Source organism: Paraoerskovia sediminicola, from assembly GCF_030296575.1.
Taxonomy (GTDB): Bacteria; Actinomycetota; Actinomycetes; order Actinomycetales; family Cellulomonadaceae; genus Paraoerskovia; species Paraoerskovia sediminicola.
Genome location: NZ_AP027729.1, coordinates 2,384,573 through 2,400,525, shown reverse-complemented (window position 1 = coordinate 2,400,525; position 15,953 = coordinate 2,384,573). Strand labels below are relative to the sequence as shown.

Here is a 15,953-nt window from a genome sequence, read left to right as displayed (position 1 = left end):
GCGGCGGTCGCCCCGGTCGAGGCTGCGCCGGTCGAGGCCCCACAGACGTCTACGACCCCGGCGGCATCGGCGGTCGCCCCGGAGGCCGCTCGGGCGGTCGCCACCAAGGTCGCTGCGGCGGCCACCCCCGACCCTGGTGTCCGAGCGGTAGCGCACGCCCCGGAGCCCGAGCCGACCCCGGGGTCGCCGGAGGCGGCACCTGCGGGGCCCGAGGCACCGGCAGCGCCCGCAACGCCCACAGCACCGTCACCGGCGACGTCAACGGCACCGGCGGCCCCGGACGACGCCCCGCCGGCACCTCCCGCCGCCGAGACGACGGTCGAGCCCGCGATCGGCCGGATCCCCGTCGTGGAGGTCTCCCCACGATCGAGGGCGGCCTCTGGCCCGCCAAGGCGGCGGTCGGCGAGGCCGTCCCGATCGAGGCCACCGTGTTCCGGGAGGGGCACGACGCGGTCTCCGCGTCCGCCGTCCTGATCGCTCCTGACGGGTCGGTCCACAGCACCGTCACGATGGTCGACGTCGCGCCCGGCCTCGACCGCTTCCGCGCGCTCGTCAGCCCCGACGCGCCCGGCGACTGGACGTTCCGCGTCGAGGGCTGGTCCGACCCGTACGCGACGTGGGCGCACGACGCGACGATCAAGGTGAACGCGGGCGTCGACGTCGGACTCATGCTCGACGAGGGTGCGCTGGTGCTCGGGCGGGCGCTCGACCAGCCGACCGAGCGCACCGACGCCGACACGCGCACGATCCAGGACGCGCTGGCGTCCCTCGGGGACGACTCGACGACGGCGCTCGAACGGCTCGGGGCGGCGACGTCGCCCCAGGTGCGGGCCGCCCTGGCCCGCGGACCCCTGCGCGACCTGGTCTCGCCGTCCGCCACCTACCCGCTGCGCGTCGACCGCGAGCTGGCGCTCGCCGGGGCCTGGTACGAGATCTTCCCGAGGTCCGAGGGCGCCGAGCAGGACGCCGACGGCACGTGGCGCTCGGGGACGTTCGCCACGGCCGCGCGCCGGCTCCCCGCGATCGCCGGGATGGGCTTCGACGTCGTCTACCTGACGCCCGTCCACCCGATCGGCACGACGTACCGCAAGGGCCGCAACAACTCCCTGACCGCGCTCGAGGGCGACCCCGGGTCCCCCTACGCGATCGGCTCCGCCCACGGCGGTCACGACGCGATCCACCCGGACCTGGGCACGGTGGACGACTTCCGGCAGTTCGTGGGCTCCGCCCGCGAGCACGGCCTGGAGGTCGCGATCGACCTCGCCCTCCAGTGCTCGCCCGACCACCCGTGGGTCGCCGAGCACCCGGAGTGGTTCACGACCCGCGCCGACGGCACCATCGCCTACGCGGAGAACCCCCGAAGAAGTACCAGGACATCTACCCCCTGAACTTCGACAACGACCCCGAGGGCATCTACGCGGAGATCCTGCGCGTGGTGCGCCTGTGGATCGAGCGCGGGGTCACGGCGTTCCGCGTCGACAACCCCCACACGAAGCCGCTCGTGTTCTGGGAGCGCCTGCTCGGCACGATCCGCGCCGAGAGCCCGGACGTGATCTTCCTGTCCGAGGCGTTCACGAAGCCCGCCATGATGCGCACGCTCGCCGCCATCGGGTTCCACCAGTCGTACACGTACTTCACGTGGCGCAACACCAAGGAGGAGCTGGAGGAGTACCTCGCCGAGGTCTCCGGTCCCGCGGGCTCCGTCATGCGGCCGAGCTTCTGGCCCACGACCCACGACATCCTGCCGCCCTACCTCATGCACGGCGGGACGAGCGGGTTCGCGGTCCGGGCCGCGCTCGCCGCCCTCGGTTCCCCGACCTGGGGCGTCTACACGGGCTACGAGTTCGTCGAGAACGTGCCCCGGCCGGGCGTCGAGGAGCAGATCGACAACGAGAAGTACGAGTACAAGGCCAGGGACTGGGGGCACGCCGACGACCTCGGCCTCGAGACGCTGCTGCGTCGCCTCAACGAGATCCGGCGCGAGCACCCCGCCCTGCGCCAGCTCCGCAACCTGACCGTGCACCCCACGTCGAACGAGCACGTCGTCGCGTTCTCCCGGCACCTGCCGGCGGAGCACTCCCCGACCGGGTCCGCGAGCACCGTCGTGGTCGTGGTCAACCTCGACCCGTGGACGGCCCAGGTCGCGACCGTCGACCTCGACCTCGCCGCGCTCGGCGTGCCCGAGGGCCACGACACGGTCGACGTCCACGACCTGCTCTCCGGTGACCCGTACACGTGGGACGCCCACCCCTACGTCCGCCTCGACCCGTACTACCGGGTCGCGCACGTGATCGAGGTGCACCACCCGTGAACCCACCCGCTCCCGAGACCGGCCAGATGCCCCCCGCGGTGCCACCGACGGGCGACGCGAACCCGTCGCGCCGCTCCACCGGCGAGCCGCCGACCATCACCGCGCCCATCGCGGCGCTGCCGCCCCGACGCCAGCCCACCCCGCCGGCGCGATCCCCCCAGGGGCTGAGCGACGACCCCGAGTGGTACAAGACGGCGGTCTTCTACGAGGTCCTCGTCCGCGCGTTCTCGGACTCGGGCGACGCCGGGTCCGGCGACCTGCGCGGACTGATCCAGCGGCTCGACTACCTCCAGTGGCTCGGCATCGACTGCCTCTGGCTGCCCCCGTTCTACCCGTCCCCCCTGCGCGACGGAGGCTACGACGTCGCCGACTACACGGCGATCGCCTCCCAGTACGGCACGGTCGAGGACTTCACCGAGCTCATGGACGCCGCGCACGAGCGCGGCATGCGCGTCGTCATCGACCTCGTGATGAACCACACCAGCGACCAGCACCCGTGGTTCCAGGCGTCCCGCTCCGACCCGGAGGGCCCCTACGGGGACTTCTACGTCTGGAGCGACGACAACGAGAAGTACGGGGACGCGCGCATCATCTTCGTCGACACGGAGACGTCCAACTGGACGTTCGACCCGGTGCGGCGGCAGTACTTCTGGCACCGGTTCTTCGGCCACCAGCCCGACCTCAACTTCGAGAACCCGCGCGTCGTCGACGCGATGATCGACGTCGCGCGCTTCTGGCTGCGCCTCGGCGTCGACGGGTTCCGGCTCGACGCCGTCCCGTACCTGTTCGAGGAGGAGGGCACCAACTGCGAGAACCTCCCGCGGACGCACGGGTTCCTCTCGAAGGTGCGAGCCATGGTCGACACGGAGTTCCCGGGTCGCATCATGCTCGCCGAGGCGAACCAGTGGCCCAACGACGTCGTCGACTACTTCGGGTCGGACGCCGAGCCCGAGTGCCACATGTGCTTCCACTTCCCCGTGATGCCGCGCATCTACTACGCGATCAAGGACCAGCGGGCCGGCTCGATCGTCGAGATCCTGGCCGACACCCCGGAGATCCCCGCGGCCGGGCAGTGGTCGACGTTCCTGCGCAACCACGACGAGCTCACGCTCGAGATGGTCTCCACCGAGGAGCGCGCGTCGATGTACGGGTGGTACGCGCCGGACTCGCGGATGCGCGCCAACGTCGGGATCCGTCGTCGGCTCGCCCCGCTGCTCGACAACTCGCGCGCCGAGATCCACCTGGCCCACGCCCTGCTCCTGTCCCTCCCGGGCAGCCCGTGCCTGTACTACGGGGACGAGATCGGGATGGGCGACAACATCTGGCTCCCGGACCGAGACGCCGTCCGCACCCCCATGCAGTGGACCCCGGACCGCAACGCGGGTTCTCGACGGCGGACCCCGGCAAGCTCTACCTGCCGCTGATCCAGTCCCTCGTGCACAACTACCAGCACACGAACGTCGAGGCGCAGCTCGCGCAGCCGACGTCGCTGCTGCACTGGGTCCACGGCATGCTCGCCGTCCGTCGCCAGCACCCGGCCTTCGGCACCGGGGAGTACATCGCGCTGGAGTGCGACGAGGAGTCCGTGCTCGCGTTCCTGCGCCGCACCCCGGACGAGACGATCCTGTGCGTGACGAACCTCGCCGCGACGGCCCGGTCGACCACCGTCACATTGCCCGACCACGCCGGCGCCGGGCTCGTCGACCTGTTCGGCGGCGCCGCGTTCCCGTCGGTGGACGAGGACGGGAAGATCGTGATGACCCTGGGTTCCCGCGACTTCTTCTGGCTGGGCGTGCACACCGACTGACCGTCCCAGCCCAGACGGATAGGCCTGGAGACCGGCTGGGGACCGGACTGGGGACCGCCAGCGAGCCCGACGACGAGAGGGACGACCCGATGGACGAACCCACGCTCGACACGACCGCGCGCACCGAGCCGCCCACGCCCGAGCTCCTCGAGCTCCTGGCCGGCTGGATGCCCGCGCGCCGCTGGTACCCGGTCAAGGGCAGCGTCGTACGCCCGGTGCCCTGGGTCTCGTACGCGCTGCCCGCACCCGACGGGCTCTCGGTCGAGGTCCACCTGCTCCGGCTCGTGGGCGGCGGCGTGGACGTCCTGGTGCAGGTCCCGCTGGTGTGGGCGCCTACCGGTGAGGGCGGAGACGCCGGGGCAGACCAGGCCGCAGGCGGGACCGTGATCGGGACCGTCGTCCGGGAGGACGGCGCGTCCCTCGACGTGCACGACGGCGCCGCGCACCCCGCGTTCTGGGCGGCGGTCCTCGACCTCGCCGAGTGGGCGGACGGCGTCCCCCACGCGCCGCACGACCTCGACCTGGGCGGGGCGAGGGCCCTGGCCGTCGAGCAGTCGAACAGCTCCGTCATGCTCCCGGGCGTCAGCGGCGGCGGGATGCTCAAGGTCGTGCGGGCGCTCGCCGTGGGCCCGAACCCCGACGTCGTGATCCCGCGCGCGCTCGCCGCCCACGGGTTCGCCGGGTCGCCGCGGCCCCTCGCGTGGCTCACGGCCGGCTGGGAGGACTCGGACACCACGACTTCGACCGCCGGGGCGCTCACGGCGCACCTCGCCGTGCTCACCGAGCTGGTGACGGGAGCGACGGACGGGTTCGACCTCGCCTGCGACCACGCCCGGCGCGGCGAGCCCCTGGACGAGCAGGCCGCCGCGCTCGGGCGCGACGTCGCCGCGATGCACCAGGCGTTGGCCGAGGCGTTCGAGCCCGGCGACCCGCTGGACACGAAGTGGCTCGTCGACGAGCTGCGCGCCCGGGCCGAGACCGCCACGACGCAGGCCGACGTGCTCGTCGAACGGCACGACCGCATCCGCGGGTTCCACGACGAGACCGTCTCCCTGCTCGCGCAGTCCGGGGCCACGACCACGCTGCAGCGGATCCACGGCGACCTCCACCTCGGGCAGGCGCTCCACGGGGAGTCGGGCTGGAAGATCCTCGACTTCGAGGGCGAGCCGATGCGCTCCGTCGCCGAGCGCGCCCGGCCCGACGTCGCCCTGCGCGACGTCGCCGGGATGCTGCGCTCCTTCGACTACGCGGCCGCGGTGGGCGGCGCGACCGACCCCGCGTGGGCCTCGAGCGCGCAGACCGCGTTCCTCGAGGCCTACCGCACCGCGGCCGGCGTCACCGGGGACGAGGCCCGCGCCGCCGAGGCCCTGCTGCGGGCGCTGCTGCTCGACAAGGCCCTCTACGAGGTCGTGTACGAGACGAGGAACCGGCCCGACTGGCTCCCGATCCCGCTGGCCGCCGTCGACCGCCTCCTCGCCGGCGGCATCTGACGGGTCGGTCGCCGTCGCGGGTGCCGCCGGTGCCGCCGGTGCCGCCGGTGCCGCCGGTGCCGCCGGTGCCGCCGGTGCCGCCGGATCGTGACCCGACGGACGGCTCGTCGTACGTGCAGCACACGCCACCCCGTGGAAAGGTGAACCCATGGTCTCCCAGACGCCCGGAACTCCGGAGCTCCACCCCGTCCCCTCGTCGCCCGAGGTGCTCGCCGCCGTCGCGCAGGGACGCCACTACGACCCGCACAGCGTGCTCGGCCCGCACCTCGACCACGAGAACGGCACCGCGACCGTCCGGGTGCTGCGCCCCTGGCCGACGAGGTCACCGTGCACACGCTCGAGGGCGACGTCCCGGCGCAGCACGAGCAGGACGGCATCTGGGTCACGGTCCTCGAGGCCCCGTCGGACGACATGGGCGTCCACGCCCCCGACTACCGGGTCTCCGCGCGGTACGGCGAGACCGTGCACCGGGCCGACGACCCCTACCGGTTCCTGCCGACCCTCGGCGAGGTCGACGAGCACCTGGTGCGCGAGGGACGCCACGAGGAGCTCTGGAAGGTCCTCGGCGCGAACACCCGCCGCTACCCGAGCGTCCTCGGTGCCGTGCACGGCACGTCGTTCGCCGTCTGGGCCCCCAACGCCAAGGCGGTCCGCGTCATCGGCGACTTCAACGGCTGGGGCGGCCCGAGCCTGACGATGCGCTCGCTCGGCGGCAGCGGGATCTGGGAGGTCTTCGCGCCCGAGCTGCGCGCCGGGACGTCCTACAAGTTCGAGATCCTCACGCCCGACGGCTCCTGGGTGCAGAAGGCGGACCCCCTCGCCAAGAGCGCCGAGGTGCCGCCCGCCACGGCGAGCGTCGTCGTCGAGAGCGAGTTCGAGTGGTCGGACGACGCGTGGCTGGCCGAGCGGGCGTCGAAGGATCCGCACAACTCCGCCATGAGCGTCTACGAGGTCCACCTCGGTTCCTGGCGGCAGGGCCTGAGCTACCGCGAGCTCGCCGAGCAGCTCACCGACTACGTCGTCGAGCAGGGCTTCACCCACGTCGAGCTGATGCCGGTGGCCGAGCACCCCTTCGGCGGGTCGTGGGGCTACCAGGTCACGGGGTACTTCGCCCCCACCTCGCGGTTCGGCCACCCCGACGACTTCCGGTACCTCGTCGAGTCGCTGCACAAGGCCGGCGTCGGCGTGATCCTGGACTGGGTCCCGGCGCACTTCCCCAAGGATACCTGGGCGCTCGCCCGGTTCGACGGGATGCCGCTGTACGAGCACCCGGACCCGCTGCGCGGCGAGCAGCCCGACTGGGGCACGTACGTCTTCGACTTCGGGCGCAAGGAGGTCCGCAACTTCCTCGTGGCCAACGCGACCTACTGGCTCGAGGAGTTCCACATCGACGCGCTGCGCGTCGACGCGGTCGCATCGATGCTGTACCTCGACTACTCGCGCGAGGCGGGCCAGTGGCACCCGAACCAGTTCGGCGGCCGGGAGAACCTGGAGGCGATCTCGTTCCTCCAGGAGGCCAACGCGACCGCGTACCGCCGCAACCCCGGGATCATGATGATCGCGGAGGAGTCGACCGCGTGGCCGGGCGTCACCCAGCCGACCTCGTCGAACGGCCTGGGCTTCGGCCTCAAGTGGAACATGGGCTGGATGAACGACACCCTCCGCTATCTCGCGGAGGAGCCGATCAACCGGCGCTACCACCACCACCAGGCGACGTTCTCCCTCGTCTACGCCTTCTCCGAGCAGTTCGTCCTGCCGATCAGCCACGACGAGGTCGTGCACGGCAAGGGGTCGCTCTTCGGCAAGATGCCGGGCGACCGCTGGCAGAAGCTCGCGGGGATCCGCGCGCTGCTCGGGTACCAGTGGTCGCACCCCGGCAAGCAGCTCCTGTTCATGGGGAGCGAGCTCGCGCAGCCCGCCGAGTGGAACGAGGCGGCCGGGCTCGACTGGGGCCTCCTCGGCGACAGCGGCCACGCCGGGGTCCAGCGAGCGCTGCGCGACCTGAACCACTACTACAAGGCGACGCCCGCCCTGTGGGCGCTCGACTCCGACCCCGCAGGGTTCGAGTGGATCGACGCCGACGACGCCGACCACAACGTCCTCGCCTACCTGCGCCGCGACGCGCAGGGCGGACAGGTCGCGGTCGTCGTGAACTTCGCCGGGACGCCTCACGAGAACTACCGGCTCGCGCTCCCTTCGGGCGGAGTCTGGCGCGAGGCGATCAACACCGACGCGCTGGTCTACGGCGGTTCCGGGGTCGGCAACATGGGCGAGGTGCGCTCCGAGCCGGTGCCGCACCACGGGCGCCGCTACTCCGCGACCGTGCGCGTGCCGCCGCTCGGCGCGATGTTCCTCGAGTGGGTCCCGTCCTCGGCCTCCGGCGACGGCGCGGCCGAGCAGGACGCCTGATCACCTCGCGAAGCGTGTGACGCGACGCAGGCCCCGACCGGACATCGGTCGGGGCCTGCGTCATGCCTGTCGGCGGATCTGCCGGCCGGAGCCGTCCGGGCGGACCTGTCGACCGGACCTACCGACCGGATCAGTCCGGGCGGATCTGCCGACCGGACGCCTAGCGGCATCGTCCGGGCGGGCTCGCGTCCCGCGAGCGGGCGAGCGAGAGCCAGTCAGTACAGAGCGATCGCGAGGCGCTGACGCGCCTTGGCCACGCGGGGGTCCGTGACCCCGACGATCTCGAAGTACTCCACGAGCCGCGCCCGCAGGGACTCCTTCTCGTCCGGGCCCGCGCCAGGGAGGAGCTCCAGCAGCCGGCCGAACGCGTCCTCGACCTTCCCGCCGAGCAGGTCGGTGTCCGCGACGGCGAGCTGTGCGGCGACGTCCTGCGGGGCGTCTGCCGCGGCGGCACGCACCGCTGCGAGGTCGGCGCGCGCGCTGCGCTGCATCAGCCGCACCTGGGCGAGCCCGGCCCGCGCCTGGTCGTCACGCGGGTCCTGGGTGATCGCCGTGCTGAAGGCCTTCGCCGCGGCGTCGAGATCGTCGCGGTCGATCGCGTCGTAGGCCTCCTGGTGCAGCGGCGGCAGCTCCGGCTCGGGCTCCGGCGCAGGCTCCGCGGACGGGTCGTCGACGCCGTCGTCCTCCACCGAACCCTGGAGCGGCGCGCGGCCGGTGACGCCGTTCGCCTCGGCCGCCTGGACGAGCTGACCCAGGACCTCGCGGATCTGCTCGACCGGCGCCCCGCCCTGGAACAGCGGCACCGGCTGTCCGCCGAGGACCGCCACGACCGTGGGCACTCCCTGGACCTGGAACGCGGCCGCCACCTGGGGGTACGCCTGCGCGTCGACCCGCGCCAGGAGGAACCGGCCGCCGTGCTCGGCGGCGAGCGCCCCGAGGTCGGCCGCGACCTGCGCGTTCGCCTGGTCCGTGGGGATCCACACGAGGACGACGACGGGGTACTCCGACGAGTCCTGGACGACCTGGGGGAACGTCTCGTCGGTGATGTCGACGACGTAGCCGCCCTGCTCGGGTGCTCCGCCGGGCTCGCCCGGGGGCGGTGCCTGGGGGCGGTTGAGGGCGGCGAGGTCGACGGCGCCGCGGACGTCGAACGAGGACTGGGGTTCGCTTCGCTCATACCTGCACTCTAGTGACGAACGGCGGGTCGACGAAGCCGGGACCCCCGGCCTCGCGCCACCCGGATCCGAGGGTCAGTTGCTGACCTTCGTCGTGGTCCGCTCGACGCCGAGGACGCTCACCTGCTGGTCCTCGGCGTCCGCGGCCGGGACGAACAGCGAGACCATGGCGATCGAGTCGACGTTCAGCTTCTCGCTCGCGTCCTCGTCACCGAAGAGCGCCTTCTCGGCGTCGGTCTGGGGCTGGATCTTCGCCCCCTCCTCCGCCGTGTACTTCTCCCGTGCCGTCATCGCTCCGGTCACGACGGCGCCACCGTCGACCGTCCGCACCGAACGGAGGGCGTCGTCGGTCTTCTTGAACGTCGTCGTGTGCTTGCCGTCGGCCGGCTCCAACGCCTCGTCGAGGACCTTGTCCTGCTCCTCGAGGAGGGAACGGAAGAGGTCGTCGTCGAAGCTGTCGGCGTAGGAGGAGTCCTCACCGACGTTGAGGACGTCGATGTACTGAGCGAGCGCGTCGTCCGGCGACATGACGAGCGTGTCGCCGTCGTCGGCCGCGACGGGCGGGCTGCCCACGGACGACTCGGCGAACGTCGGGAGCGTGGTGTCCGGGAAGAGCTTGACCCAGGCCCAGAGCTCGTAGTCCGCGCGGGCGTCCGGCTGCTCGACGACCATGAGGCGAGGCGACTGGGAGTCCTCGGCCTCGACCGAGACGGCGAGGCCGGTCCGCGGCCATCCGTCGAACGCCGGCACCACGGACTGCTGGACGTCGGCCGGGATGTCGGTCACCAGCGACTCCTTGTCGGCCTTGGCCGCCACCGAGATCTGCGCCTTGCGGGTCGCGAGCGCCGGTCCGTCGACGCGGCCCTTCAGCTCCTCGGCGTCCTCGGCCTCGTCGGCGGCCTTCAGTGCGGCGGCGATCGCGTCGCGCACGTCCTCCTCCTGCGACTGGGTCAGTGCCGCCTGCGCCTCCGCGGGAGGATCTGCAGGGTCCGGCTCCGGGACCGGCGAGGCACACCCGGCCAGGACCGTCAGACCGACGGCCGACGCTGCGACGGGCCTCCAAAGCTTCGTGGCGCTCATCGCTGCTCCTTCCCCTCGTCGTCCGCGCCGTTCTCGGCGTCCGGACCCTCGCTCGTGTCTCGGTCCGCGTCCGCCGGACCGGACTCGTCCGTCCCGTCGGGTGCGGTGTCACCGGAGGCGGGCGATGCCCACGCCTTGCGCCACGCAGCGCCGCTCGCAGCGGACGTGCGGGCGGGCGAGCCGCCACCGGCAGCGCTGGCAGACGTGCCGGCAGCACCGTCGCCGGCACCCGCGGGCGTGTCGGCAGTCCCGCCACCGGCGCCCGAGCCGTCCGGCTCCTTGTCACCGCTCTGCGCGTCGTCGGCCGGGGCGACGACCGGGATCTGTCCGGTGAGCCATCCACGGATCGGCCCGCGACGCCGTCCCGACGCCGCCTCGGCCGCCCGGGCGGCCTCCTCCGCGGCGGCGCGCTCACGGAGCTCGCGGCGCGTCAGCACGACCGTGGTGGCGGTCGGGCCGGCGCTGTCGCGCTCGGTCGGCGCAGGACCGCCACCGGTCGCGGCCGCGACGGGGACGGCTGCCGCTGCTTCCTCCTGCTCGCGGGCCGTGCGCCGCTTGCGCGCCGAACGGACCGACGACGAGACCAGGAGCGCAGCCCCGATCAGCAGCAGGAGGGCGCCGGCGATCACGCCGGGCCAGAGCCACGGGGTGGTGACCGTCCGCGGCCAGGTCAGCTCGACCACCGGTGCCGACGCGTCGTCGCCGGTCCCGGCAGCGAGGAGGCTCCACCGCCCGTCGCGCGCGGTCCAGCGCATCGACGTGGAACCGTCCTCGCTGGACTCGGCGTACCACATGTCGGAGCCCGCAGGGTCGGGGCCCACGAGGGGCTCGTCGGCGTCCGCGGCCTCCGTGTCAGCCGCGTCGGTGGCCTCGTCCGTGGCCTCGTCGGTCTCGGGGCTCTCGGCCGGCTCCGACTCCTCGGTGGCCTCGGGGCTCTCCGAGGGATCGGCCGAAGCCTCCTCGGTCGCGCCGTCCGTGGGCTCCGCGGTCGCGTCGTCCGTGGCGTCCGCAGCGGACCCGGCCTCCGTCGCGAGGGTCTCCCAGTCGCTCAGACCGGTGACGCGCGTGTACGGGTCCTCCCCGACCCAGCCGAGAACGTCCACGTCGCGCCCGACGACGAGGCTGACGGGGCCGCCGTCCGCCCGCGTGGCGCTGATCGTGACCGCGTCGTCGACGAGCTCGAGGACGCCGGGGTCCGTGACCACCATCGTCGTGCCGTCGACGGTCGACGCGGAGGTCGACGCCACGACGGTGTCGGTCTCCTTCCAGACGGTCGCCGACGCGACAGCGAGACCGATCCCGGCGATACCGAGGACGATCAGGACGATCCCGATGATTCGTTGCAGCACCAACATTCCCTTCATGGCGGACTCTCCACCTTAGGGGCGATCACGGCGGGGAGGTACTCGCGGAGCGGCGCCAGCACGCTTCTCACATCAACTTCACACAATGCGCAGCCCGTCTCCGGTGCGCAACCGCAACCCGGTCCCACGGAGGCTGGGACTAAGGTGTGGTGCAGAACCGCGCGGAGTGCGCGCTGCACGCAGAGAGCGGTCCGGTCCGCCGCGACGACGACTCTCGCCCAACCACCACGGAGGTCACGGTGTCCGACGAGCGTTCGCTCTTCCCTGTCACGATGCGCGGCTACGACCGGGTCCAGGTCGACAACCAGGTCGCCAAGCTCGAGTCGGCGCTCGCCGAGGCTCGCCGCCAGGTCGAGAGCCTCGACCAGCGTCAGATGGAGCTGACCTCCAAGCTGGCGGACGCCGAGCGCTCGGCCCGCGAGTCCGAGGCCCCGTCGTACTCGGGGCTCGGGTCCCGCATCGAACAGCTGTTGCGCTCCGCCGAGGAGCAGTCCGCCGACATCCTGTCGCAGGCGAACTCGCAGGCCGCGGACATCATGGCGCGGTCCAAGATCGCCGCGGGGCAGGTCCGCTCTCGCGCCGAGAACGAGGTCGCCGAACTCCTCGCCTCGGCACGCCGCGAGGCCGAGGAGCTGCGCAGCACGAGCGCGTCCGAGTCCGAGTCCGCCGTCCAGGGCGCCCTGCGCCGGGCCGAGGAGCTCGTGGCCAGCGCCGAGCGCGAGGCCGCCCGCATCCAGAGCGCGATCACCACGGAGGAGAACGAGCGGCGCTCGTCCCTCGAGCAGGAGCTGGCCACGCTCAGGGCGGTGACCGAGCGGGAGACCACCGAGCAGCGCGTCGGTTCCGAGCGCGAGGCGGCCGAGCTGCGGGCCCGCGCCGAGGAGGAGACCACGGCGCTGCGTGAGAACGCCGAGCGCGACGCCGCCGACCTGATCGACAGCGCCCGCCGCGAGGCCGAGAGGCACGCGAACGAGGTCCGGCAGGCTGCCGACGAGGCCGCGAAGGCGGGGACCAAGGAGCTCGAGGAGCTCAAGGTCGCGGCGCGCACGGCTCTCGCCGACGCCGAGCTCGAGGTCGTCCGCCGGCGCGAGGCAGCGGAGTCGGAAAACGCCGCCCGCCACGCCGGCGCCAAGCAGGAGACCGAGAAGCTGGTCGCGACCGCCGAGAACCACGCGGCCGAGGCCGAGCAGCGTGTCGCCATGGCGCTCGCCCAGGCGGAGAAGGTCCGCGCGGAGTCCGACACGTACGTCCGCGAGCAGCTCGCCGAGGCCCGGGCCACGGCGGACGCCATCATCGCGGAGGCTCGCGCGTTCGCCGAGCAGTCCGTCAGCGACGCGAACGTCGAGGCCGAGGCACAGCGGTCCAGCGCGCAGCGCCAGCTCGAGGACCTCACCCGGCAGCACGACTCGATCAACACCTACCTCGGTGAGCTCCGGGCGCTCCTCGGCGACGACGCGATCGCCGGCAAGGGCGCGAGCGAGAAGAAGGGCGACACGAAGCCCACGACGGGTTCCATCGACGGCACTCCGGCCCAGCGGGCGCGCGCGGCGCAGCTGCGGACCGAGCAGTCCTCCGACGCACGCGAGAGCCGGGGCGAGCGCGGCTCGAAGAACGGCGGCGCGAAGCGCACGGGTTCGAAGAACGGCCCGGACGCGGCATCCGACGACTCGTCCGGCGCCGACGGCGCCGCCTCCGGGCCGTCGGCCGGTACGTCGTCCGAGGACGCCCCCGCGGACGGCAAGGCGACCGACCGGGCATGAGCACGCCGTCCGACGACGCGGCGAGCTGGCGCGACCGGCGGGGCGACGCCGCCCGGGAGCACGCGGCCGCTCTCGAGCGCCAGAAGGAGGCCGAGTCCGCCGAGGCGTCCGCCCGCATCACCGAGTTCGTCGCGGCCGCGCTCGCCGACGGACCGGCTCCCGAGGCGCTCCGAGCCCGCGACTACCGCGGCCGACGCACGTACCCGACCGGGCTGACCGGCTGGTACCTGCGGCAGAACCGTTCCGTGGGCGTCGACACGGACGGGAAGTTCTACGTCCTCACCGTCCCCGGCGGCCTGACCGCGCGCCTGCGCGGCCAGACTCCGGACCCGTCACCGCCGCCGCGGATCCTCGGCAAGGGTGGCCGCGACGGCGAGTCGATCGACCTCGTCGATGCGCTGGCGAACGTCCTCGCCCGCGGCACGGGCGGCGGCACGAGCGGCAGCGGCGGGACGGGCGGCACGGACGGGCGCGGCGGCAGGGGCGGCTCAGTCGGCTGAGGCCCGCTCCAGCAGCGCCGCCAGCGCCTCGCCGACGGCCGCGGGGGCCTCGACGGGGCTCATGTGGCCGGCGGCCGGGACGATCACGAGATCGGCGGTGCGGTGCGCGACCACCATGTGCTCGGCCTCACCGATCGGTGAGAGCACGTCCTCCTCACCCACCAGGACCAGCACGGGCCCCTCGAACGACGTGAGCACCTCGGTCCGGTCCGGTCGGGCCGCCATCGCGAGCTGCGACCACGCGACGCCGTCCGCCCGCTGGGAGCGGATCCACGACTCGACCAGTCCCGTCAGCTCGGGGTGCTCGCGCCGGCTGGACTCCCCAGGAGGCTGCCGACCATGCCGAGCACGCCGTCCGTCGACCGTTCCGCCTCGACCTGGTGCGCCACCCGCTGACGTTGCAGGCGGGCCTCCGGGGTGTCGGCACGGGACTTGGTGTCGAGCAGTCCGAGCCCCACCGTGAAGGCGGCGTGCCGCTCGGCGACCGCGAGCGCCACGTACCCGCCCATGGAGAGCCCGGCGACGACGGCACGGTCGAAGCCGGCGTCGCGGACCGCTGCGACCACCGCGTCCGCGCTCGCCTCGAGCGACGGCTGCCGGGGGCCGTCCGGGCTCTGGCCGAGACCGAAGAGGTCGACGGCGAGGACGGTCGCGTGGCCGGGCATCGCCTCGACCGCCGCGCGCCACATGCGATGGTCGACCGGGAACCCGTGGAGCAGGACGAGCGGCGTGCCGTGCCCGTCCCTCAGCGTGTGGACCTCCAGGGCTCGCGCGCCTCGCGCGGTGCCCTGGTTCGTGCTCGGGGTCATGGTCAGGCTCCTTCGTCGTCGACGGGCTGGATGGTTCCGGTTCTACCCGCCGGTGCGGGAAGCGTCGTAGCTCTGCTGGTCGGTGGCCTCGGTGTCCTCGCCCGCGTCGGCGTGGCCGGTCCAGGTCGTGGGCAGCGGCGTCGGGACGTCCGGGGCGACGCGGGCGACGATCTCGTCGAGCACCCGGCGGACCGAGGGCTCCCCCACCCACAGGTGCTTCGCGTCGTCGACGCCGACGATCTCGGCCTGCGGCACCCGGGCGAACCGCTCGCGCGCCTCGTCGGGTCGCAGGTAGTCGTCCTCGCCGGGGACGAGGGCGACCAGAGGACGGCCGAACTCGGCCCACGCGTCGAGGTCGTCGTCCGTGGCGCGGTGCAGCGGCGGGGAGAGCAAGATCGCCCCCTCGACCGACGGGTCGGCCCCGTGCATGAGGGCGAGCTCGGTCCCGAAGGACCAGCCGACCAGCCACGGTGCGGGCAGCTCGCGGAACTCCGCGAGCTCGATCGCCGCCGCGACGTCGTAGCGCTCGCCGTCACCGCCGTCGAAGGCTCCCTCGCTGACACCGCGGGGGACGCCGTCCCGCGGGTGTTGAACCGCAGCACGGCGATCCCGGCGAGCGCGGGCAGGCGCCACGCCGCCTTGCGCAGCACGTGGGAGTCCATGTAGCCGCCGTGGGTGGGCAGCGGGTGCAGCGTCACGAGCGTGGCGCGCACGGGTCCGGAGACCGGGGTCGCGAGCTCCCCCACCAGGGTGAGCCCGTCCGCGGTGTGGAGCTCGATCTCCTCCCGGTGCGCCGGGAGGACGGTCAACGACCTGATGTCGGTGGCCTCGGCCGCGGTGTCCTCGTTCGTCGATGTGCTCACGTCTCCGACGATATCCGTCCCGCGGCTCCGCGCCACGGGGGCGTCAGCGACGCCGTCCGCGGGCCTCCCAGCACGCGGTGTGCCAGTGCCGCCGGTCCGCCAGCGCGGACTCGGCCCCGAAGATCCCGTCGCTCGCCCAGGCGACGACGTGCGTCGTCCGCGGCGGGATCGTCTGGCGGCAGCCAGGGCACGAGTACGCCTTCTCGGAACCCCGGGTGCGCTGCACCGTCCAGTCCCCGTCCGGGCCGCTCTCGCTGCGCCGGCCACCGGTGGCCCGATCGACGTCCAGGGGGACGTGCTCGTCCGACCAGGGGCGGCGACGGGAACGGCGGGACGACGGCATGGACCCATCCTGACGCGTCCCCGGCCCGGGATCCAGCGCGTC

General features: G+C 73.3%; 9 protein-coding genes and 4 pseudogenes. 6 read left to right on the top strand and 7 right to left on the bottom strand.

All coding sequences use genetic code 11. The annotated features are described in order from the left end of the window. Positions 1-330 precede the first annotated feature (330 nt). The 4 genes and pseudogenes from QUE47_RS11145 (at position 331) to glgB (ending at position 8,017) form a co-directional block, all read left to right on the top strand. A pseudogene (locus tag QUE47_RS11145) lies at positions 331-2,311 on the top strand (alpha-1,4-glucan--maltose-1-phosphate maltosyltransferase). 26 nt (positions 2,312-2,337) lie between these two features. Next, positions 2,338-4,118 (top strand): annotated as a pseudogene (gene treS / locus QUE47_RS11140) (maltose alpha-D-glucosyltransferase). An 89-nt stretch (positions 4,119-4,207) separates the two neighbouring features. Beyond that, positions 4,208-5,608 carry a maltokinase N-terminal cap-like domain-containing protein gene (locus tag QUE47_RS11135; RefSeq protein ID WP_286217347.1) on the top strand — a complete coding sequence of 467 codons (1,401 nt, stop codon included), beginning with the start codon at positions 4,208-4,210 and terminating at the stop codon, positions 5,606-5,608. 148 nt (positions 5,609-5,756) lie between these two features. Then, positions 5,757-8,017 (top strand): annotated as a pseudogene (gene glgB, locus QUE47_RS11130) (1,4-alpha-glucan branching protein GlgB). A gap of 215 nt (positions 8,018-8,232) precedes the next feature. Here glgB and QUE47_RS11125 read toward each other — a convergent pair. The 3 genes from QUE47_RS11125 to QUE47_RS11115 all read right to left on the bottom strand — a co-directional run bounded on the left by QUE47_RS11125 (position 8,233) and on the right by QUE47_RS11115 (position 11,636). Next, entirely contained in the window at positions 8,233-9,063 is an 831-nt protein-coding gene (locus QUE47_RS11125; protein ID WP_350227748.1) for a tetratricopeptide repeat protein, read from the bottom strand. 204 nt (positions 9,064-9,267) lie between these two features. Next, complete coding sequence (locus tag QUE47_RS11120) at positions 9,268-10,272, bottom strand: DUF8094 domain-containing protein (RefSeq protein WP_286217346.1); 1,005 nt, start codon at positions 10,270-10,272, stop codon at positions 9,268-9,270. After that, positions 10,269-11,636 (bottom strand): hypothetical protein, encoded by a 1,368-nt coding sequence (locus QUE47_RS11115; protein ID WP_286217345.1) that lies wholly within the window; start codon positions 11,634-11,636, stop codon positions 10,269-10,271. Before QUE47_RS11115 ends, QUE47_RS11120 begins: the two co-directional genes overlap by 4 nt. A gap of 239 nt (positions 11,637-11,875) precedes the next feature. On the opposite strand from QUE47_RS11115, the gene QUE47_RS11110 reads away from it, so the two are divergent. Beyond that, the gene (locus tag QUE47_RS11110; protein ID WP_286217344.1) at positions 11,876-13,396 is read left to right on the top strand and encodes a coiled-coil domain-containing protein; all 1,521 of its coding nucleotides are present in this window, start codon (positions 11,876-11,878) and stop codon (positions 13,394-13,396) included. Then, positions 13,393-13,896: a hypothetical protein gene (locus tag QUE47_RS11105; RefSeq protein WP_286217343.1), complete on the top strand. Its 504-nt coding sequence runs from the start codon at positions 13,393-13,395 to the stop codon at positions 13,894-13,896. The genes QUE47_RS11110 and QUE47_RS11105 overlap by 4 nt, the downstream gene beginning before the upstream one ends. On the opposite strand, the gene QUE47_RS16910 is transcribed toward QUE47_RS11105, so the two are convergent. From QUE47_RS16910 to QUE47_RS11090, 4 genes and pseudogenes are all read right to left on the bottom strand, one after another. Beyond that, a complete protein-coding gene (locus QUE47_RS16910; protein ID WP_350227542.1) occupies positions 13,885-14,121 on the bottom strand; it encodes an alpha/beta fold hydrolase in 237 nt (78 codons plus the stop codon). The genes QUE47_RS11105 and QUE47_RS16910 overlap by 12 nt on opposite strands. A 65-nt stretch (positions 14,122-14,186) precedes the next feature. After that, entirely contained in the window at positions 14,187-14,705 is a 519-nt protein-coding gene (locus tag QUE47_RS16905) for an alpha/beta fold hydrolase (protein ID WP_350227541.1), read from the bottom strand. A gap of 42 nt (positions 14,706-14,747) precedes the next feature. Next, positions 14,748-15,568 (bottom strand): annotated as a pseudogene (locus tag QUE47_RS11095) (alpha/beta hydrolase). A gap of 43 nt (positions 15,569-15,611) precedes the next feature. Further along, positions 15,612-15,911 (bottom strand): Rv1322 family protein, encoded by a 300-nt coding sequence (locus tag QUE47_RS11090; protein ID WP_286217342.1) that lies wholly within the window; start codon positions 15,909-15,911, stop codon positions 15,612-15,614. Positions 15,912-15,953: the final 42 nt, after the last annotated feature.

Bases quoted from the DNA above. Each gene is read 5' to 3' on its own strand.
- QUE47_RS11135 (WP_286217347.1), top strand. From the start codon at position 4,208: ATGGACGAACCCACGCTCGACACGACCGCGCGCACCGAGCCGCCCACG.
- QUE47_RS11120 (WP_286217346.1), bottom strand. From the start codon at position 10,272: ATGAGCGCCACGAAGCTTTGGAGGCCCGTCGCAGCGTCGGCCGTCGGT.
- QUE47_RS11115 (WP_286217345.1), bottom strand. From the start codon at position 11,636: ATGAAGGGAATGTTGGTGCTGCAACGAATCATCGGGATCGTCCTGATC.
- QUE47_RS11105 (WP_286217343.1), top strand. From the start codon at position 13,393: ATGAGCACGCCGTCCGACGACGCGGCGAGCTGGCGCGACCGGCGGGGC.
- QUE47_RS16910 (WP_350227542.1), bottom strand. From the start codon at position 14,121: ATGGCGGCCCGACCGGACCGGACCGAGGTGCTCACGTCGTTCGAGGGG.
- QUE47_RS16905 (WP_350227541.1), bottom strand. From the start codon at position 14,705: ATGACCCCGAGCACGAACCAGGGCACCGCGCGAGGCGCGCGAGCCCTG.
- QUE47_RS11090 (WP_286217342.1), bottom strand. From the start codon at position 15,911: ATGCCGTCGTCCCGCCGTTCCCGTCGCCGCCCCTGGTCGGACGAGCAC.